Raw genomic sequence first — 17,464 nt, 5'->3', positions numbered from 1 at the left:
ATAATACATTTATTGGGAGATGAGGAGTCATTAAGATGGTGCAGTGTGAAGCATTAGAAGATTTAATTTATCATGGTTGGGGTTATGATGAAGTGGTTATCGCCCAAGGTGGAATTTTTCAAGCTAAGTATTATGAAGGTGATCCGTATGTAATCGTGAATGCATCTGGTTTTAAAGATGGAGTCGAATTTGTAGGATTAGCAAAAGTAAGAATTATTAATGAGGATTGACGACGCTTTGATAAAACACCTTTTATGGGGAGATGAAGAAGGTTAATGGACATATGGAAAGTAGAACAAATAAATCGAGAAGATTGGTCGGGAAAAAATAACGCTGTATCAATTAAATTAGTTGATAATGAGTATAGAGATTCTGAAGCGTATATCAAATGGGATGGGTGTATAGATTTTAGACAATACTCGAATGGATATTCTCCAGACTCCGAGCACTCTAAAGAAAAAGCGGATAATTGTGACTACATACACATATGTGATATCGACAAAATGATTGAAAAATTACAAGCAATTAAAAAAGTCGCAGAAGAATATTTTAGCAAAGAAGATTTTGAAGCATATTGGAACACCAAATAAAAAGAATAATTTTATGAGGTGATGAAAGTGGCGAACCAACATGTTAAAGAGCGATTTACTCAAGTGCCCTTAGATAAATATAAGGAGTTTTTAAAAGTATTGGATGAGAAATATAATGGTTATCGGTATGTTCCAAATGTGATGGCAGAAAGAACAGAAATTTACTATATGGACGATAAAATATATAACAACATGATTGCGGTCAGGTATATGCAAATGTATGATGATCCTGAAACTTACTGGATAAAGAAAGAGTTAATCACAGAATAAAATAAATATTTATTAGGAGATGTTATCCAAATGTATAAAGTCTGTTTTGTCGTAAATGTTTTAGATGATATGGGAGACGTTATGAAAGGATATCTTAAGGTGTTGGAGTTGCCTTTTGTTCCAACAGTAGGAATGAAATTTAAGCAAGGAATTAGTGCGTGGATGTGGGAAACAGAACTTGGAGAAGTCGATCCTCCTATTAAAGAAGTGGTTTATAATTTGGATGAAGAAATGTTTTTTTGTCTATTTCATATATACGGACTATCGCTAAGGTCGAGTTTCTGGAAAGAATATAATTTAGAACAAATTGATAGGAGTTTTGAATTCTCTCAGATTAAATTAAGACATTGAAATAATACATTTATTGGAAATTGGGGTGAAGAAAGAGTGGGAATGTATTATAGTTTGAGATGCAAACTAAAATTAAAACAGGAGTTTATTCCACAAATCGATTCATTACTAAATGATGCTGACGCTGAGTGGAGCAATATAACGGACATCGAATCAATTAAAGATTATAGCACAGATTCGCGCTCTTCTTTCATTCCATTTGGTGTGTTAGCCTATTCTCCAGACAATTGGGATGATGAGCCGTGGAGAAATGAAATTGAAGATGACATTTGGACGTTTCAATGTAGTGTGAAAACTTCAAGTACAATACGTTCGTTTTTTAAAAATGTAGTTCCAGTTATCTCCGAAAAATCATTACATATTGAATATTTTTATGAAGAAAATGATTTTGCTGATTTGTATGAATTGAGAGATGGAGCGGTCGTTGCAACGGGAGAAAAAATAAAGTATGGATATAAAGATGAAGACCCTTGGCGACTAGTTCAAATAGAATAAAACATTTATTTGGAAAAGGTGAGATCATGTCAACACTAACAAGAGCTATCATTATGGCTACTGAAGCGCATGAAGGCCAAGTTGATAAAGGTGGTAATCCATACATACTGCATCCATTACGGTTGTTAACTAAAGCAAGTGATGAGAATGCAAGGATTGTTGCTGTGCTGCATGATGTAATTGAAGATACAGATCTTACACTGGAGCATCTGCGGAAGGAAGGTTTTAACGAGATTATTATTGAAGCCTTGGATTGTTTGACAAGATGTAAAAATGAATCATATGATGAGTTTATTCAAAGGATCAAATCAAACGACTTAGCACGGTATGTGAAGTTATTGGACTTAGACGATAACAGTGATATTACGAGAATTCAGAATCCCACAGATAAGGATTATGAGCGTTTGAGGAAGTATAAAAAGGCAGTATCTGATTTATTGTCATTATAAAATAAGACAACGAAACGAGTCTTTTATTAGGAGATGATATAAATGGGAATGTATACGAGTTTTCGTTGCAAACTGAAACTAAAAAGAGAGTTTGTTCCAGTTATCGAAGATATGATGTCTAAAGGTTTAGGTTGGAATGAATTGAACACTGACAATGCGGAAATAAAGGAATTTAGTCTATATAACAGAGCAGATTTTATTCCATATGGAGGTTTGGCTTATGCTCCTGATATGTGGGATCAAGAAAACAGTACCACTTGGAAACGTCAGATTGAAAATGGCATTTGGACTTTTCAATGTAGTTGTAAAAATAGTGAAACTTTTAGAGAATTTATGAGAAAAGTAGTTCCTGTTATTGCAGAGGAATCTGTCCATCTTGAGTTGTTTTATGAGGAAGACATCTATTCTACAATGTACCGACTCATTGATGGAAAAGTTGAGGAAATTGAAGAAAAGAATAAATATGGATACGATGACGATGATTATAAGAGTGGATGGTCGTCTCTATAACAATTTCTATAGCAAATAAGAGGTAATGAAATCGAAGTTTTATGATAAACAATTAAATAAAAAATACAAAAATAGTTGTTGTAAGTATTGACTTAGAAAATTGAAAAATGATATATTAACTATGCGAACGAGAGATATATTTATAAGCCAAATGAGTAAAAAATCATTTCATTAACAAAAAGAAAAGAGGAAATGATGTGACAAATTCACCATTAGTGATTTCAGTTGAGAAGATCATCAAGCAGCTAGGATTGAGTATAGATAAAGCTCTTGATGCAATTGGAATCAAGAATGGTTTGAAATAGTGATTACTTCATAAAAAATGTGAAAGGATGTGTCGTAAAATGAACACTAATAAATCTCCACCAACACCGAATTACGGTTCATTTGAGGTAAGAGGGATTGTTACTGGAACATTAAATGAACAACGTTTTTACTCTGAAGGAGACAAAAAAAATAATCCTTGGAGAAGAATACAATTTGGGGTGAAAGTAAATCATAATGCTTTCGTTTATGCTGAGTTACTTGGAATAAAAACTCCAAAAGTGAAATTAATATACCAAGATCCTTTTACTAAAAAAATAGATAAAAATCAACAGTTACTTGTTGATTTTGATGATAGATATAAAGTGAAAAATAATTATCGAATACATATGCCAGTAAAATTAAATCTAACAGCAAATAAATTGGAAGATAAAGAATTAATCCCATATGATGCTATCGAGTACATCAAAAATAATCTCAAAGAAGGTGATTCGGTTTTAATAAGTGGATCGCTTCAGATAGTAGAATATCAAGGTAAGCCACAAGAAAAATACATAATAAACGGAATATATTTGACCGATAAGATTGATTTTGATTGCAAGAACTATGAACAACAAGCATATTTTAACCAAGAGATTGTATTTACAGGACTCAAATATGACGACTATAGTAAGAAACATAAAATTTCATCAAATATAATATATAAAAAAGATAATCATTTAGATTATGTTCCATATGATTTTGCAATTAAAGATGAATATGTTGATGAATTAACTGATTATTTTAATCATGTCCCGTATGGATCAACAATAAAAATTCATGGACATGTTAATATAAGCGCACCAATGAAACAAATTGAAGGAAGATTTGTTGTTTGTGGAGCACCAGTTAAAGAGTTGATAGTTACAGGTGGTAATGCTAGTTCACTTGTGAAATCAAGATATGAAGAAAATGATTTTATAATTATGAAACAAGGAAGTCCATTTAAGGAAGCAGAGAAAGAATCTGTTGAAGAATTGCTACCATTTTAGGAGGTGATAAAGCATCACTGACTCGCAGAGAAGTCCTCCAATTGTATAGTTTGAAGCTAAAATATGGATTTTGAAACATAAAATAAAAAATAAACTATACGATTAATTAGGAGAGATTATATACATATGACAACTGAAAAAACCATGCGTGAAGCGACTAATATTGCAGAAGTTGAAGGATTGGTAAAAGATATTCGAATTGAAAAGAAACTTGTTAGTGGTAAAGACGCTATTACAGGTGAGATTGATATTCAAGTTGAAGAAGGTTCCGTACATACATTCCGAGTGTTCTCTTATAAATTGAACAAAGAAGGAAATGAAAGTGGACTTTATAAAGGTATTGAAACTGTAATGAATGAGTATAAGTCTATTGAGAAACATGGAATTGAAGATGCGGATAAAGTTCGCATTACTCAAGGTAAAATTGGTCTGAATGAATATTATGGTCAAGATGATCAACTACGTTCTTTCCCACAATTGTCTACAAATTTTATTAATCGAGTTACAGACAACTTTGAACCTAAAGCAAAATTTGAGCTTGAAATGGTTGTAGCGAGTGTGAAAGAGGAAGTGAAAAACGAAGAAGAAACTGGCCGAGCAATTATTAAAGGTTACGTTCCTCTTTATGGTGGAAAAGTCATCCCTTTTGAAGTTGTTGTTGCAGAGAAAAAAGCCGTTGACTATGTATTGAATAATTATGAAAAAGGTAACACGGTAACGGTATTCGGAAACATTGTTAACAATACAATTGTCACAAAAAAAGAAATTGAAGTTGGATTTGGTCAACCCCAAGAGAAGATTACACGTACAACAGTTAGAGAGTATTTGGTTACAGGTGGCACTTCTCCGAAGGATGAAGATGACGAAGCTGCTTTTGATATGGAATTGATCAAAAAAGCGTTGAAAGAACGTGAGACATATTTGAAAGAATTGAAAGAAAAGAAGAAACAACAAGAGGACAAAAAAGATAATGGTAATCCATTTGCTGAAGATAGGAAGAAAGGTAAAGTAACATTCGAGGATGACTCGGACAGCCTTCCATTTTAAAATAGGAAGGATAATATAGAATGAACAATATACATAATGAGATTGAGCAAGGATTGAAATTGGCGATGGCATCCCTGTCTATTGACAGGATGCCTACCGTTAAAGAGTTGAGAATGTTGGATATGAAAAAGTTAGAACAAATTATATCACGCAATGGCGGGTTCCTACATTGGGCTAGAAAACTCGATATTCCACAAAAGCAAATAAAAAAGAAGTGGAACGATCAAATGGTCGAAGAAGAGATTTTTAACGTAATGAAAGCATTGCAAATTGATAGGATGCCAAGCAGAAGTGAAATTAAAAGCGTTAAACAAGATGGAGCGTTACATAACAAAATATGTAAAACACTAGGATATAGAGGATGGGCAGAAAAACTAGGGTTAGAAATAAAAGATAGTGAAACTAAACTTGGTCAAGACGCTGAAGAAATTGCTATCGATTTATTACAATCCAAAGGATTTTCTGTTGAAAGAATGACAGCCAAGCACCCATTTGATTTACTAGTTAATGACAATGTAAGAGTGGACGTAAAATCTGGCAGAGCATATGATCTACGTGGAAGTAGATGTCACACTTTCGGCATTAGTAAAAAACATGCTTCATGTGATATTTATCTGATATTTGCTTTATCTGAAGAAGGAGAATTGGAACGAACATTTGTGATTCCAAGTCATAAACTTAAAGTGGTCACACTGTCTATCGGTGCAAATTCAATGTACGATATTTACAAAGATAGATGGGATTACATTAATACATACGATAAATTTTATCAAAGTGTAATTTGAAAAATAAAACACATAAAAAAGGAGAATAAATATATATATGACATTTGATATCTTTAACCCACAAATTTCTGTTGTTGCTAAAGGGCTTGAAGGGAAGGTGTTGCTTGTATATGGCAGTAACAACTTGGGTAAGACCAAACAGGCAACACGCATGAAAAAACCATTTCATCTCGGATTTGAGCAAGGTCTTAATGCAATTGCAGGCGTACCTTTTCTTCCGATTAATAGTTGGGCAGATTTCAAAAAAATTAATAAACAACTCACAAATCCAAAAACTCTTGATAAAGTAAAAGAACTATATAATACGATTATTTTTGATGAAGTTTATGCATCTAGTCTTTATTGCCAATATTATATTTGCACTAAATATGATGCTGAAACAATGGGTGATCGAGTAGAAGGCAAGAATTTATATCAAGAATATGAACGAGAATATTTGCGTGAAATCGATAAATTGATTAAAGCAGGATTTACCGTTGTTTTCATTGGGCATGCTGAATTTGATAAAGATATGAAGCAAATTCGACCCAAAGGAGATAAGCGCAGTATGGGAGTTATCATCGACAACTCTGATATTGTAGTGTATTTAAAAAGCAATGGTGTTGATGATAAAGGAAATGTAATTAAATCAAGTGCTTATCTTGCTGAAACTCCAGAATATTTTGCTCGTAGTCGTTTTGACTATATTGATACATATATTGAAGAATATACCGCCGAAAATCTTGAAAATGTAATTATCAAAGCAATTGAAAAACAAGAAAAGAAAGATGGTATTAAAGCAGTATCGTTTGTTCAACAAAGGGAAACTAAAATCTCCGAGGAACTGGACTTTGAAACAGTATACAATGAAACTATTGCTACTTGCAAAGAACTTGCTTCAAAAGATAGTCTTGAAACAGTAACAGAGATCATTGAAGAACATCTTGGTAAAGGAAAAAAAGTATCGGATTGTACAAAATCTCAAGTTGGAATTTTAAGTCTGATTCTTGATGATTTGAGAGATAAACTTAAAGAGATTGAAGACAAAGAAATTGAAGATTAATATCAGCTAATAAAAGATTTTTATTACCATTTTTAGCTGAAAAAAGCTAGTAAAATCAAGCAATTCCTAGAGTGAAAAAATGTAAAAATAGCATCAATCTCTAGGAATTGCACTATATCACACAAAGGAGATGCCATGACGCAGATTACAAAGCAGTCTCTTGCTATTGTGCTATTGAGCAGCATTATGATTACATCGTGTACTCCAAAGGCAGGAGAAATGAAAACAGAGAACTTGAAACCCTTATATGAGTCGCATATTGCTGATGAAGGTTTGAGAAATTATATGAGACTTATTAGTAAAAATATTAGTGAACAAGAAGAACAAAATATCATGGAAGAAGAATCAAAACGTCCAGAAATCAATAATATACCTTTGTCATCTGAATTGTTAGATTATATATATGAATTATGCAATGAGTATGAAATTCCTTATACATTAGCATTAGCAATTATGGCTGTTGAAAGTGGTTTTAATCCAAAAGCTATATCACCAACATCAGATTATGGTATAGCTCAGATAAATAAATCAAATATACACAACTTTGCTAGAGCAACAGGAATTGAAAATGTTGATCCGTTAAACCCTAAACATAACATTCAGATGCAGGTATATTATTTATCATATTTGAAACAAAAATGGTCAGATCCTAAGTATAAATTTAGCGAAGAACAAAAATATTTTATGACTGTACTAGCGTATAACAGAGGGGAAACTAAGGCGCTGGAATGGGTCAGAAATAATGGATGGAATAATGCATATGTTAGAAGCGTGACAAAAGTAAAGGGCATGATTGAAACAAATACATATAAGAATGAGTGATACAATGAGTAAAAATACATATTGGTATCGTATTAGTGCTAATGAACTAATTGTATATACGGAGGATATTAAAACGGCAGAGAAGATACCTGTAAAACCCACAATGACATATATGGAACATAAGAATATGAGGGTAACAGGTTTTCAGTATCATGTGGAAAATAAGTCAGATGACTGGAGATTAGTCTTTGACGGACTCACGATTGGTAATTCAAACGAGAATAAAAAATATTCAGTAAAGTTAAACAGGAAAGGCGAGGTGATCGATTGATTATTTTAGTCTTAGAAGGGTTGGATAAATGTGGTAAGCACAGTCAAACAAAATTACTTACTACTCGACTTAAGCAAAATGATTATTTGACACTAAAAAGTGAGTTTCATGACTATTCATCTCCAACTGGAGAATTGATTATGAAGTGGCTTACAGGAAAATATAAAGCAGATCAAAAGGTAATAGAGTTTATCATGTCGGCAGATAAGCAAGCAAAACAATTATGGTTTGAGCAACTTGAAAAACAGTTAGATTATCTTGTTTTAGATAGATATACATTAAGCCAATATGTGTATGCAAAAGCAAATGGCATAGATCCTAATTGGACAGAGCAATTACAAAAGTACATGAGAAAGCCTGATTTAAATATCATTATCGACATTCCTGCTCAAGTTAGCATGAATAGAAAAGGAAAGCACAATGACGGTAATAATGACAAGTATGAATCTGACTATGAAATGCTTACTAGAGTTAGGGATAATTATTTATCTTATGCCGATTCACATAAAAATGAATGCATCGTATTGAATGGCTTAAAAACGATTGAAGAAGTTCATGAAGATATTTGGAACAAACTTTTGGAATTAGGAGTGGTTGAAAATCGAAAATAGAGTTGGAGATTGGATCGAGACATATACAGGTAAAAAACTATATCCTCTTGATCCACGCACAGAAGAGATTTGTATTAAAGATATCGCACACGCTTTATCCTTAATGACTCGCTTTAATGGTCATGGAAGATATTTTTATTCAGTGGCACAACACAGTTTAAATGTGATGTTCGCCGCTGAGTCAGATGGACATTCCAAAGACATCCAGTTAAAATGTCTGCTTCATGATGCAAGTGAAGCATATATTGCCGATATCGTTTCACCTGCTAAAAGATTTATGCCAGAATATAAGAAAATTGAAGAGCAGTTACAAAACACTATATGGAAAACATTTGGAATAGAAGTAACAGAAGAAGATGAAGAGATTATTAAATTTTATGATTTAGCAATGTTAGGACTAGAAGCAAAAACAATGATGTATTGTAAGAATTGGGATATTACAAATACGTATTTAATTGAATTAAATGAGAAACAGCCTTTAGAAATCATTAATTTGAAACAGGAAGATATGGAAGTTATTGAAAGTCGATTTTTGAGTGCTTTTAATTATTTGATGCTGCGGTAAATATCCTTCAACAGGGATTAAAGTTAGCGTAACAAAATTAACCGTAGGAACTACGGGGATAGCTTGCTAATTCTATTCTCATTAGAGAATATGGTGCAAGAATCCCGCGACTTTAGTCGTGGGAGGTTCAAGAAGAAATGTTCTTTGAAATAATTAGGATTTATAAGAGTTTTTAAAGAAGATAAACATAATAAAATTTCGGTTTTATTAGGTATTGTGAGAGGAGAAATTATTTGAACGGTAAGATTAATAAAGGCGACAATTTAAAGATTATGAAGAAAATTCAAGATAATTACGTTGACTCGTGCATCAGTGATTTTCCATATTGGCTTGAGTTTATGGGAAAGTATTGGGACAAAGGAAGTCCTTATGAATGGACTTTACCAAGAGCAAAAGAGCTTTATAGAATTATTAAACCCGGGGGATATGTTCTAATTTTTGGTCATCCGAAAACAAATCATCGTATGAAATGTGCGTTTGAAGATGTAGGATTTCAGATTGTTGACGAGATTGATTGGTTATATATGACTGGATTTCCTAAGAATCAGGATATCGGAAAATTATTTGACAAACGAGCAGGAGTAGAAAGAGAAATAATTGGTTTTGTTCCAACTTCAAAAGGAATTCGTCCCGACAGTCATAATCTCATAGGTGATAAATGGGAACACAAAGGTCATCCAATAACAGTGCCAACAACCGAATTAGCAAAACAATGGGACGGTTGGAAGACAGCGGGATTAAAGCCAGCAAAAGAACCTATTACAATTTTCCAAAAACCGCTTGAAGGCACATATTGCGACAATATTGAGAAGTATGGGTGTGGTGGGATGAACATTGATGCTTGCCGAATTCCGACTGACGATAAATTGGTTAGGCCGAGCATTCAAAGATTTGACAATGAAGTTTATGGAAAAGGACTTGGTGCAGGAATACAAGTGGAACCAGAAGGTAGATTTCCGATGAATATCATTACTTTAGACGAATCTATTTGGTTTAGCAAATATGCAAATCCCTTTCCACAGTGGACGGATCAAGAGCTAAGTAAAAAGACGCAAACCAAAGAAAAGACACTAACAGACGGAACAAAAAACACTCATCCTACAGTTAAACCTGTAGAACTGATTAAATGGTTGATTAAACTTGTTACACCTAAAGATGGGGTAACAATTGATATCGCGGCTGGAAGTTGTACTCATGGAGTAGCATGTGAAGAGTTAAACAAAGAAGGATATAGTCTGAAATGGTGCAATATCGAAATGGACGAAGATGAAAAAGGAAATAGTTTAGGATACATAGATATCGGTAAAAAGAGGTTAATGCAATTATTTAATACATAAAAAATGTTAATTAAAGTAGATATTTATTGGGTGAGGTGATAGGTAATTGCTAAAACGGAATTAACAACAAAACTTGAAAAATCAATTTACAGTACAACAAATAAACAAGGAACGTTCGGCTGCTTTGAAGTTACAATTGGTTGGTTTGGTAACGAAAGAGTTGACTACATTACATATGATACAAAGAGAATTTGGTGGTGCTATGAAATAAAAGTATCAAAAAGCGATTTCTATAGCAAATCAAAGAAAACCTTTGTTGGACATTTCAACTACTTCGTGATGCCGAAGGAACTGTACGAAGAAGTCAAGAGTGATATTTCAGAGCATGTAGGCGTTTATGCAGAAGGCAGTTATTCAATCAAAAAGGCTAAGAAGGTTGAATTGGGCGTTGATGAGCAGATATTAAAGGACTCGATGATTCGATCTTTAGCAAGGGATGTAGAAAAGCTTTTTAGGAGTGAAAATCAATCATATGTAGACAGAATGAACCACAGGATTAGAGAATTAGAAAAGGATAGAGATAATTGGCGAGACAAGTATCAGAGATTGATGAATATTGGATATGAGAAATATGGAAGTGGATGGTATAGAGAGTAAAATTGATTTTTACGGGGTGAAATATGGACAATGAAAAGTTTGCAGAAAAGGTAAAATCACTGAGAAAAAATCCAGATGAATACATTAAATTTATAGAGGAAAATTTTGGATTTAAGTTGTTATATTATCAAAAACTTTTCTTAAAGTTACTGATGAATAAAAAAATAAAATTCTTATGAAATAGAAGTTTTATTCATAAAAAAATAACCAGATAGAATCTGGTCAGATCAGTAAATAAGTAATTCTATTTTTTCTTACCAGATCTAGATTGAGCAAGAGCTGATCCTGCCAACGATTTAGTTAACGCACTTGTTGACTTGCTACTAAGTGCTTTTGATGCCTTTGTAGAAATAGGATCAGAAGTTACTTTACGAGTACTGCTTTTAGCCATTTATCATCACCTCAATTCATTCATGACGTTTATAGAAATATTTTACAACACAATATATAGTGTGTCAACCACTTTTGTTCTTATTTGTTCCTACTATATGTGGTGATAAAATTACACTTTCATTAGGATCGGAGGTAATCTTTTGATTGATTCACTACCTTCAGTATATGCAAAAGATGTACTATTTGATGGGGAAGTAGATGAATATACTCAAATACTAAATGCTTATCCAATCAGTCATCAAGATTCTATTGAGATTCTTAGATGGGTTGCCAGATTAAAAGGAAATGGATTATCAAATGATATGATTATTAACCGATTGATGAGAAGGGGGAAGTTTTTGATTTGAAAATTATCGCAGTAGACAATTTTGGTCGTGAAAGTGTTGCAGATAAATTGATTGCCGAAAATGTAAGTGAATATTGGGGTAAATATATTGTTGAGTTAATGAATGATAAACAGCATGACGATAGCTTACATTATTTTAAGCTAGTCAGTGATGATTATAGACTGTGGAGAGGTATGGAGGAGTTGGTTTGAGTATGTATCTATATGTTAAATTCACAGATACATTTGAAAGATATATAAACATGGTAAATGGAATTGATGGAGTTCCTGTTCATGAGCGTGTTGTAAGAGTTAAATTTACAGACGAACAAATTGAATTGTTGCATCCTAGAAAAGTTGGTGTTGATTGCGGCAAAGATGTCCTTGAATACAGGACATCGATTTAAACTCAAGAAGAATAGATTACTTTAAAATCGGATTTTTATTGGGAAGTGGATGTAACATGAAGAAAGATAAAATTAAAGTTCATTTTTATTGTGGGATGTATCGCGGTGAACCAAAGTGGAGATATGGTTATGATTGGTATAAAGAACCTGAAGAATGTTATAACGAAGGTATCATTGAAGTAGATAAAATTGATTGGGAAGAAGAATCTGTTAGTTATATTTGCCCTGAGTGTAAAAATGAATTATATCAATCTGATGGTCACTTTGAATTAGTAAGTGAGTAAGATTGAGAATTCTGATTGAGAGGATAACTTTGAAAAAAATGGATGGAGGATGATGTAAAAATGTTGCCTGAACACGAGATCAAATATCGAGTTTATTACAAAGACAAAACTAATAATGTTGCATGGTATTCAGACGATTCCGACTATGAATTAGCAGAAAAGAGATATGAATACAAAATAAATAATGATGAATATTATGATGTGAAACTTGTTAAAGAAACTATTAATAGAACTGTGTTGAGAGAACAATAAAATGGAAAATTTATAGGAATTGAGGAGGATTTAAAAATGAGAGATATAATCATTGAGACTGCCAAGAAAAATACTGAAATAAATTCTGCTAATGCTGCTGACCTACACTTACTAAAATTGAAATCTATCAAGGATTTAGATTGTGTGAAAGATTTGATGTGTGAATGGGCAGCGGAGTCTTTAGATGATAAAGAAAATAGAAAATGGATTAGACAAGATATTAAAGATGGTATCACATTTATCTTTTGGTACGATCAAGAAGGGAAATTGGAATATAGCCGTTGAGGTGGGATTAATGATGAATCCTGAAAATGATAAATTTACTTTGGATGAGTTAATCGAATTGAAAATCCATATTGAAAATCGAATTCAGCAAATAAAGGACAATATTGCCACGAGTGTACTAAACGATGCTGAAGATCGAATTATTCAATATCATAGGAAAAGACTGTCCGAAGCAATGACCAATTTAAGAAGGTTAAAAAAGTTAGGATTTAGTGTAAATTCAGAATTCGACCAAGAAACAATTAATATGAGCCAATTAATTATAAATGAAAAATTTGTATAATTTATAAATGGTCTCATTCTCATAGGGAGTTGATGTTTTGTTTATTAGAAAGCGCAAAGTGTTAGATGAAATTGAGGCAATGCGGAACGAGTTATTGCAGCATATTGATACTTGGAGTAAATCAAATAGCGAAGATAAGTGGGAGAGGTTAGATAAGTTTAGGTTTGCTAGTGATGAACTAGCAGAGTTAGCATACTGGCTTAAACACAATGAACGATATAGACCACGATAAAAGGCTGATTTTATTGGGAAAGGATAAATAAAAAAATGCCAATTGTAACAAAAGACAATACTAAGTATTTACAGTTTGGTTACGGAGACATTTTTGTGGGCGAAGCAAAAGATAGTGAAACAGGCATGACTTATGGAGTGGCATTTGTTCTGAGCGAACCAAGAGATATTGGTGCGGAATGGAATGAGGTTAAAGGGTTGACATTAGACCAATTAGATACTCATGTCATTATGCAGTTTGATAAAATAGAATCTCTTGATGTGGTAATTGAAACATTGCAGAATATTCGTAAGACAATGCAGATGCAAGATAACGCATACTAATCAAATAAATGATGGATTTCATTGGGAAAGGAGATAATATGAAAAATCGGGAAACTGTAAAGATAGGTTCGTTTCGAGATTTTGATATTTACAAACGAGACGATTTGAATATGTATATTAAGTTTCATGAAACAGGCGATGTATACACAATGGGATTTGAAGAAGGCACTTTGATCAAAATTTCCAATTTGCTTAAAGAAAAAATCGGTCTATAAAAGGTAGATTTTATATGGTTGGAGGAAAGTATGATTCATGAATTAAAAACTTGGTCTGAATATTTTCATAAACTTAAAACTGAAGAAAAAACCTTTGAGGTCAGAAAAAACGATAGAAACTTTAAAGTTGGAGACTTGTTGTTACTTAGAGAGTACAATCCAAATACCGGATATACTAATGAAGTTTGTTGGCGAAAGATTACATATATTCTCGATGATCCTAATTTCGTCAAAGATGGTTTTGTAATACTTGGGATAAAGAATGCAGAAGTTTTCTTTTAGTAAATGAAATTCATTTTCATGGGGTGGGAAGTGGTTTATATTAAAACTATTTATATTAAAGCAACGTATAAATCTGGAAGAGTACATTATTTTACAATTAATAATTTTGATAATTTTCGTTCAGCAATGAATCATATGCTTAAATGCAAATGGAATATATTCGATCATTTTGTAATTAATATTGATGAAGTTGAAACATTTGAAGAAACAACAGCCGATAAGCAAATCATTAGTTGAGCAAATCAAATTTCATATTTATAGGGAGGAAGTATGCAAATTCAATTAGGCAAAGGTGATGTAGCAATTATGCTTGCTACAAATGATGAAAATCGGAGTGCTAACGGAATTGCATTTGTTAGAAGAAATGCTGAATATCTGATTGCGGTTGATGTTGACTGCGATGTGACGAATGAAGAAATCGAGAATGGAACTTTGGGGTATATATTCTTTAGTAATCCCAAATCGATTGATGCTGTAATTAATCAATTAAACAAACTAAAAGAAAAATATGGACAATATATAAAATAATAGTTGGTAAATGAAATAGTGTTTTATCTGGATTCATAAGCAGATATGGGAAAGCAGATTAAAAAAGCAAGCGACTTACTTCTTTATTTTTGTAATGAAGATAAGATTTTTCTAACATTTCATAATCCCAAAACTGCACGCGGTTTTTTAAATTTCTATATACATTCCATTTAAGTGTTTCATAAAATAACTTCTCCTTCTTGCGAGGGGCGACAACTACCATCTCAACAGCAAAATTTCTAAGTTCGTTGAATTTATTTAAGGATTTTGAGAAATCGGTGGTATTCTCAACTTCAAAAATCTTTCTAGGAAAGAGGGTGTCTGTATTTCCATTAAGCCATATTACATCAATGGTTTTAATTCTATTTATAACTTCTTTGTAAGTAAATTCAGGCAATTTTGTAAAACTTGCCAAATTTTTTAACGGTATATCAATGTATTTTCGGTTTTGATCTTGAGCAGGAACATAGGTTTTATAACCTAACATATTCCCTGAAGTGATTAACATTCCTTGATTGTAAGAGTGTAAATTTAACTTAAAATCTTCATTTTGTTTATCATGTTCCATAAGGTTAATTACATTATCTGGTAATTTATCTTTAAACTCATTTAAAGCCCAAAGTCCCGGCCTGATCTTAAAAAAATACCTTTGATCTTGAACTATTCTTCTAATGGTCGCATCAGGCGTTTTAGTTTTCCAGTTAACATGCTTTACCTGTAAAACTTCTCTGTATAAATCTAATAAAGTGGTATAACCACCTTTTTGTTTCATAACATCAATAACTACTTGAGTCTGAGTAATTTTCTTCATTGTTTTTGCTCCTACAGGAAGAATATGTATATGTAAAACAATATCAAAAAATTAATAAAAATACTAGTCTATCAATGGAGAGTGTCTATTTGAATAAAAAATATATAAAATCGCCTATGAATTATATTGGGGGAAAATATAAATTACTCCCACAATTACTGCCGCTTTTTCCTGAAAATATTGGCACATTTGTTGATTTGTTTGCTGGTGGTTGTAATGTAGGAATTAACATTGAAGCCAAAAAAGTGATTTGTAACGATAAGGAACAAGCTATTATAAATTTATACAATGAGTGCAAGAAACATTCAAGCGAAGTAATGCTAGAAATTTTAGATAAAACAATTAAAAAATATGAACTTTCTAAAACAAATCAAGAAGGATATTTAAAATTAAGAAACGATTATAATAGTGGGAATAGATCGTGGTATATGTTTTACGCATTACTAACTCATTCCTTCAATAATCAATTTCGATTTAATTCTAAAGGCGAATTTAATATGTCTTTTGGGAAAAATAGAAGTAGTTTTAATCCTACTTTAAGACGACATTTTATAGCTTTTGTGAATATCTTAAAACAGAAAAATATTGTGTTTACAAATAAAGATTACAAGAAGTTAACTATTGGAAAACTAAAAGAAGGAGACTTTGTATATTGTGATCCGCCATATTTAATCACTACAGCAACATATAATGAACAAGGTGGATGGACAGAAAAAGATGAAAAAGAACTATTGTATATGCTTGATTATTTAGATATACATAAAGTTAAATTTGCTCTATCTAATGTTTTAATACATAAAGGAAAAGAAAATAAAATTTTACAGGAATGGTCAAATAAATATAAAGTGCATAAAATGGATTATAATTATGCAAATTGTAATTATCAGTCAAAAATAAAAAATAAAGACAGTACAATTGAAGTTCTTATTACAAATTATTAAAGATAATAAAAATCTGATTTTTATCTGTTAAAAATAAAATAATTAAGGATGGTGTATTTTGAGTAAAAAATTATTGGGAAGCTTAGAGTTAAATAGAGTTTATCAACGAGACACGCTTGAAGGTATGAAATTGATTCCAGATGAAAGTATTGATTTGACCGTCACCGATCCTCCTTATCTTATGAACTACCGAAGTAATCGGCGGGTTAAGCAAGAAAAATTCGACTATATCAAAAACGACAAAGATTCACATGAATTAATTTCTGAATACATAAAAGAATTATACAGAATACATAAAAATGATACGGCTGTTTATATGTTTTGTTCTTGGCATCATATCGATTTTTTTAAACAAGAATTTGAAAAATATTTTACCTTAAAGAATTTAATTGTATGGAATAAGAACAATCACGGTTCAGGAGATTTAAAAGGATCATATGCTCCAAAACATGAATTGATTTTGTATGGTCATAAAGGAAGAAGTTTATTCCGTGATAAACGTATTCCCGATGTTATTGATTTTGCAAAGATTCCAAGTGTCAAATTAACACATCCCACAGAAAAGCCAGTTGGACTTTTAGAAATTTTTATTAAAAATAATAGTGATGAAGGAAATATTGTTTTTGATGGTTTTGGGGGAAGTGGTTCGACGTTCGTAGCAGCAAAGAATTTAAAACGAAATTATATTGGATTTGAAATTGAAAAACAGTACATTGAAATGACAAATTTGCGTCTTGAATCAGAATATGATGAAGACACTGATTTTAAATTACTAAGCTAATAAAGGCAAATTTCATTGGGAGACTTTAGAGAGGGTGATTACAGCAGCCCCATAAACAGTTTCCAACTAAACCTAAGCTTAAACC

Annotated in this window: 32 protein-coding genes; 30 read left to right on the top strand and 2 right to left on the bottom strand. The window is 32.0% G+C overall.

Going from position 1 to position 17,464, the window contains the following annotated elements; genetic code table 11:
• Positions 1-35 precede the first annotated feature (35 nt).
• From IJ22_RS08870 to IJ22_RS26695, 17 genes are all read left to right on the top strand, one after another.
• Positions 36-230, top strand: a complete 195-nt coding sequence (locus IJ22_RS08870; protein WP_062408518.1) for a hypothetical protein — start codon at positions 36-38, stop codon at positions 228-230.
• A 45-nt stretch (positions 231-275) separates the two neighbouring features.
• Positions 276-590 carry a hypothetical protein gene (locus IJ22_RS08865; protein WP_062408517.1) on the top strand — a complete coding sequence of 105 codons (315 nt, stop codon included), beginning with the start codon at positions 276-278 and terminating at the stop codon, positions 588-590.
• 27 nt (positions 591-617) lie between these two features.
• Positions 618-860 (top strand): hypothetical protein, encoded by a 243-nt coding sequence (locus IJ22_RS08860; protein ID WP_062408516.1) that lies wholly within the window; start codon positions 618-620, stop codon positions 858-860.
• 30 nt (positions 861-890) lie between these two features.
• Positions 891-1,211: a hypothetical protein gene (locus tag IJ22_RS08855; RefSeq protein WP_062408515.1), complete on the top strand. Its 321-nt coding sequence runs from the start codon at positions 891-893 to the stop codon at positions 1,209-1,211.
• Between the two features lie 36 nt (positions 1,212-1,247).
• Positions 1,248-1,706, top strand: a complete 459-nt coding sequence (locus tag IJ22_RS08850) for a hypothetical protein (RefSeq protein WP_145862518.1) — start codon at positions 1,248-1,250, stop codon at positions 1,704-1,706.
• Between the two features lie 53 nt (positions 1,707-1,759).
• Positions 1,760-2,155, top strand: a complete 396-nt coding sequence (locus tag IJ22_RS08845; protein ID WP_335338483.1) for a GTP pyrophosphokinase — start codon at positions 1,760-1,762, stop codon at positions 2,153-2,155.
• A gap of 42 nt (positions 2,156-2,197) precedes the next feature.
• Positions 2,198-2,665, top strand: coding sequence for a hypothetical protein (locus IJ22_RS08840; protein WP_062408512.1), 468 nt, complete (start codon positions 2,198-2,200; stop codon positions 2,663-2,665).
• Positions 2,666-3,009: 344 nt separating this feature from the next.
• Complete coding sequence (locus IJ22_RS08835; protein ID WP_062408511.1) at positions 3,010-3,960, top strand: hypothetical protein; 951 nt, start codon at positions 3,010-3,012, stop codon at positions 3,958-3,960.
• A gap of 126 nt (positions 3,961-4,086) precedes the next feature.
• Complete coding sequence (locus tag IJ22_RS08830; protein ID WP_062408510.1) at positions 4,087-5,007, top strand: hypothetical protein; 921 nt, start codon at positions 4,087-4,089, stop codon at positions 5,005-5,007.
• Between the two features lie 20 nt (positions 5,008-5,027).
• Positions 5,028-5,792 (top strand): hypothetical protein, encoded by a 765-nt coding sequence (locus tag IJ22_RS08825; RefSeq protein WP_062408509.1) that lies wholly within the window; start codon positions 5,028-5,030, stop codon positions 5,790-5,792.
• 37 nt (positions 5,793-5,829) lie between these two features.
• Entirely contained in the window at positions 5,830-6,834 is a 1,005-nt protein-coding gene (locus IJ22_RS08820; protein ID WP_062408508.1) for an ATP-binding protein, read from the top strand.
• A gap of 135 nt (positions 6,835-6,969) precedes the next feature.
• Complete coding sequence (locus IJ22_RS08815) at positions 6,970-7,656, top strand: transglycosylase SLT domain-containing protein (RefSeq protein WP_062408507.1); 687 nt, start codon at positions 6,970-6,972, stop codon at positions 7,654-7,656.
• Between the two features lie 4 nt (positions 7,657-7,660).
• A complete protein-coding gene (locus tag IJ22_RS08810) occupies positions 7,661-7,927 on the top strand; it encodes a hypothetical protein (protein ID WP_062408506.1) in 267 nt (88 codons plus the stop codon).
• On the top strand, positions 7,924-8,538 hold the full coding sequence (gene tmk, locus IJ22_RS08805) for a dTMP kinase (RefSeq protein ID WP_235594290.1): 615 nt from the start codon (positions 7,924-7,926) through the stop codon (positions 8,536-8,538). Before IJ22_RS08810 ends, tmk begins: the two co-directional genes overlap by 4 nt.
• Positions 8,522-9,103, top strand: a complete 582-nt coding sequence (locus tag IJ22_RS08800) for a hypothetical protein (protein WP_062408504.1) — start codon at positions 8,522-8,524, stop codon at positions 9,101-9,103. Before tmk ends, IJ22_RS08800 begins: the two co-directional genes overlap by 17 nt.
• A 233-nt stretch (positions 9,104-9,336) precedes the next feature.
• A complete protein-coding gene (locus IJ22_RS08795; protein WP_062408503.1) occupies positions 9,337-10,440 on the top strand; it encodes a DNA methyltransferase in 1,104 nt (367 codons plus the stop codon).
• Positions 10,441-10,716: 276 nt separating this feature from the next.
• Positions 10,717-11,037 (top strand): hypothetical protein, encoded by a 321-nt coding sequence (locus IJ22_RS26695; RefSeq protein WP_235594289.1) that lies wholly within the window; start codon positions 10,717-10,719, stop codon positions 11,035-11,037.
• Positions 11,038-11,281: 244 nt separating this feature from the next.
• On the opposite strand, the gene IJ22_RS26525 is transcribed toward IJ22_RS26695, so the two are convergent.
• Positions 11,282-11,428 (bottom strand): hypothetical protein, encoded by a 147-nt coding sequence (locus IJ22_RS26525; protein ID WP_201023607.1) that lies wholly within the window; start codon positions 11,426-11,428, stop codon positions 11,282-11,284.
• Between the two features lie 142 nt (positions 11,429-11,570).
• Between IJ22_RS26525 and IJ22_RS08785 the strand changes: the two genes are divergently transcribed.
• The 11 genes from IJ22_RS08785 to IJ22_RS08730 all read left to right on the top strand — a co-directional run bounded on the left by IJ22_RS08785 (position 11,571) and on the right by IJ22_RS08730 (position 14,846).
• Positions 11,571-11,777 (top strand): hypothetical protein, encoded by a 207-nt coding sequence (locus IJ22_RS08785; protein WP_062408501.1) that lies wholly within the window; start codon positions 11,571-11,573, stop codon positions 11,775-11,777.
• Positions 11,774-11,968 (top strand): hypothetical protein, encoded by a 195-nt coding sequence (locus IJ22_RS08780; protein WP_062408500.1) that lies wholly within the window; start codon positions 11,774-11,776, stop codon positions 11,966-11,968. Before IJ22_RS08785 ends, IJ22_RS08780 begins: the two co-directional genes overlap by 4 nt.
• The gene (locus tag IJ22_RS08775) at positions 11,965-12,162 is read left to right on the top strand and encodes a hypothetical protein (RefSeq protein ID WP_145862517.1); all 198 of its coding nucleotides are present in this window, start codon (positions 11,965-11,967) and stop codon (positions 12,160-12,162) included. Before IJ22_RS08780 ends, IJ22_RS08775 begins: the two co-directional genes overlap by 4 nt.
• Positions 12,163-12,218: 56 nt before the next feature.
• Positions 12,219-12,446 carry a hypothetical protein gene (locus tag IJ22_RS08770; protein ID WP_062408498.1) on the top strand — a complete coding sequence of 76 codons (228 nt, stop codon included), beginning with the start codon at positions 12,219-12,221 and terminating at the stop codon, positions 12,444-12,446.
• Positions 12,447-12,734: 288 nt separating this feature from the next.
• Entirely contained in the window at positions 12,735-12,983 is a 249-nt protein-coding gene (locus IJ22_RS08760; protein ID WP_062408496.1) for a hypothetical protein, read from the top strand.
• Between the two features lie 10 nt (positions 12,984-12,993).
• Positions 12,994-13,266, top strand: coding sequence for a hypothetical protein (locus IJ22_RS08755; RefSeq protein ID WP_145862516.1), 273 nt, complete (start codon positions 12,994-12,996; stop codon positions 13,264-13,266).
• 267 nt (positions 13,267-13,533) lie between these two features.
• Positions 13,534-13,821: a hypothetical protein gene (locus IJ22_RS08745; RefSeq protein WP_062408493.1), complete on the top strand. Its 288-nt coding sequence runs from the start codon at positions 13,534-13,536 to the stop codon at positions 13,819-13,821.
• A gap of 38 nt (positions 13,822-13,859) precedes the next feature.
• On the top strand, positions 13,860-14,036 hold the full coding sequence (locus tag IJ22_RS26285) for a hypothetical protein (protein WP_160327358.1): 177 nt from the start codon (positions 13,860-13,862) through the stop codon (positions 14,034-14,036).
• Between the two features lie 30 nt (positions 14,037-14,066).
• Positions 14,067-14,318, top strand: a complete 252-nt coding sequence (locus IJ22_RS08740; protein ID WP_062408492.1) for a DUF3850 domain-containing protein — start codon at positions 14,067-14,069, stop codon at positions 14,316-14,318.
• Positions 14,319-14,336: 18 nt separating this feature from the next.
• A complete protein-coding gene (locus tag IJ22_RS08735) occupies positions 14,337-14,555 on the top strand; it encodes a hypothetical protein (RefSeq protein ID WP_145862515.1) in 219 nt (72 codons plus the stop codon).
• 33 nt (positions 14,556-14,588) lie between these two features.
• Positions 14,589-14,846 (top strand): hypothetical protein, encoded by a 258-nt coding sequence (locus tag IJ22_RS08730; RefSeq protein ID WP_062408490.1) that lies wholly within the window; start codon positions 14,589-14,591, stop codon positions 14,844-14,846.
• Positions 14,847-14,904: 58 nt separating this feature from the next.
• On the opposite strand, the gene IJ22_RS08725 is transcribed toward IJ22_RS08730, so the two are convergent.
• The gene (locus IJ22_RS08725) at positions 14,905-15,657 is read right to left on the bottom strand and encodes an HTH domain-containing protein (protein WP_062408489.1); all 753 of its coding nucleotides are present in this window, start codon (positions 15,655-15,657) and stop codon (positions 14,905-14,907) included.
• 89 nt (positions 15,658-15,746) lie between these two features.
• Between IJ22_RS08725 and IJ22_RS08720 the strand changes: the two genes are divergently transcribed.
• Positions 15,747-16,598: a DNA adenine methylase gene (locus IJ22_RS08720; RefSeq protein ID WP_201023606.1), complete on the top strand. Its 852-nt coding sequence runs from the start codon at positions 15,747-15,749 to the stop codon at positions 16,596-16,598.
• 58 nt (positions 16,599-16,656) lie between these two features.
• The gene (locus IJ22_RS08715) at positions 16,657-17,379 is read left to right on the top strand and encodes a DNA-methyltransferase (RefSeq protein WP_062408488.1); all 723 of its coding nucleotides are present in this window, start codon (positions 16,657-16,659) and stop codon (positions 17,377-17,379) included.
• Positions 17,380-17,464: the final 85 nt, after the last annotated feature.

The sequence above is a fragment of the Paenibacillus naphthalenovorans genome (assembly GCF_001465255.1).
Lineage (GTDB): Bacteria > Bacillota > Bacilli > Paenibacillales > NBRC-103111 > Paenibacillus_G > Paenibacillus_G naphthalenovorans.
This window is presented reverse-complemented; position numbering and strand designations above follow the sequence as displayed.

Excerpts from the sequence above, each read along its gene's own strand:
- IJ22_RS08755 (WP_145862516.1), top strand. The coding sequence starts at position 12,994 with ATGATGAATCCTGAAAATGATAAATTTACTTTGGATGAGTTAATCGAA.
- IJ22_RS08740 (WP_062408492.1), top strand. The coding sequence starts at position 14,067 with ATGATTCATGAATTAAAAACTTGGTCTGAATATTTTCATAAACTTAAA.
- IJ22_RS08770 (WP_062408498.1), top strand. The coding sequence starts at position 12,219 with ATGAAGAAAGATAAAATTAAAGTTCATTTTTATTGTGGGATGTATCGC.
- IJ22_RS08730 (WP_062408490.1), top strand. The coding sequence starts at position 14,589 with ATGCAAATTCAATTAGGCAAAGGTGATGTAGCAATTATGCTTGCTACA.
- IJ22_RS08855 (WP_062408515.1), top strand. The coding sequence starts at position 891 with ATGTATAAAGTCTGTTTTGTCGTAAATGTTTTAGATGATATGGGAGAC.
- IJ22_RS08825 (WP_062408509.1), top strand. The coding sequence starts at position 5,028 with ATGAACAATATACATAATGAGATTGAGCAAGGATTGAAATTGGCGATG.
- IJ22_RS08815 (WP_062408507.1), top strand. The coding sequence starts at position 6,970 with ATGACGCAGATTACAAAGCAGTCTCTTGCTATTGTGCTATTGAGCAGC.
- IJ22_RS08830 (WP_062408510.1), top strand. The coding sequence starts at position 4,087 with ATGACAACTGAAAAAACCATGCGTGAAGCGACTAATATTGCAGAAGTT.
- IJ22_RS08835 (WP_062408511.1), top strand. The coding sequence starts at position 3,010 with ATGAACACTAATAAATCTCCACCAACACCGAATTACGGTTCATTTGAG.
- IJ22_RS26285 (WP_160327358.1), top strand. The coding sequence starts at position 13,860 with ATGAAAAATCGGGAAACTGTAAAGATAGGTTCGTTTCGAGATTTTGAT.
- IJ22_RS08725 (WP_062408489.1), bottom strand. The coding sequence starts at position 15,657 with ATGAAGAAAATTACTCAGACTCAAGTAGTTATTGATGTTATGAAACAA.
- IJ22_RS08870 (WP_062408518.1), top strand. The coding sequence starts at position 36 with ATGGTGCAGTGTGAAGCATTAGAAGATTTAATTTATCATGGTTGGGGT.
- IJ22_RS08745 (WP_062408493.1), top strand. The coding sequence starts at position 13,534 with ATGCCAATTGTAACAAAAGACAATACTAAGTATTTACAGTTTGGTTAC.
- IJ22_RS08840 (WP_062408512.1), top strand. The coding sequence starts at position 2,198 with ATGGGAATGTATACGAGTTTTCGTTGCAAACTGAAACTAAAAAGAGAG.
- IJ22_RS08865 (WP_062408517.1), top strand. The coding sequence starts at position 276 with ATGGACATATGGAAAGTAGAACAAATAAATCGAGAAGATTGGTCGGGA.
- IJ22_RS08810 (WP_062408506.1), top strand. The coding sequence starts at position 7,661 with ATGAGTAAAAATACATATTGGTATCGTATTAGTGCTAATGAACTAATT.
- IJ22_RS26525 (WP_201023607.1), bottom strand. The coding sequence starts at position 11,428 with ATGGCTAAAAGCAGTACTCGTAAAGTAACTTCTGATCCTATTTCTACA.
- IJ22_RS08760 (WP_062408496.1), top strand. The coding sequence starts at position 12,735 with ATGAGAGATATAATCATTGAGACTGCCAAGAAAAATACTGAAATAAAT.
- IJ22_RS08845 (WP_335338483.1), top strand. The coding sequence starts at position 1,760 with ATGGCTACTGAAGCGCATGAAGGCCAAGTTGATAAAGGTGGTAATCCA.
- IJ22_RS08820 (WP_062408508.1), top strand. The coding sequence starts at position 5,830 with ATGACATTTGATATCTTTAACCCACAAATTTCTGTTGTTGCTAAAGGG.
- IJ22_RS08735 (WP_145862515.1), top strand. The coding sequence starts at position 14,337 with ATGGGGTGGGAAGTGGTTTATATTAAAACTATTTATATTAAAGCAACG.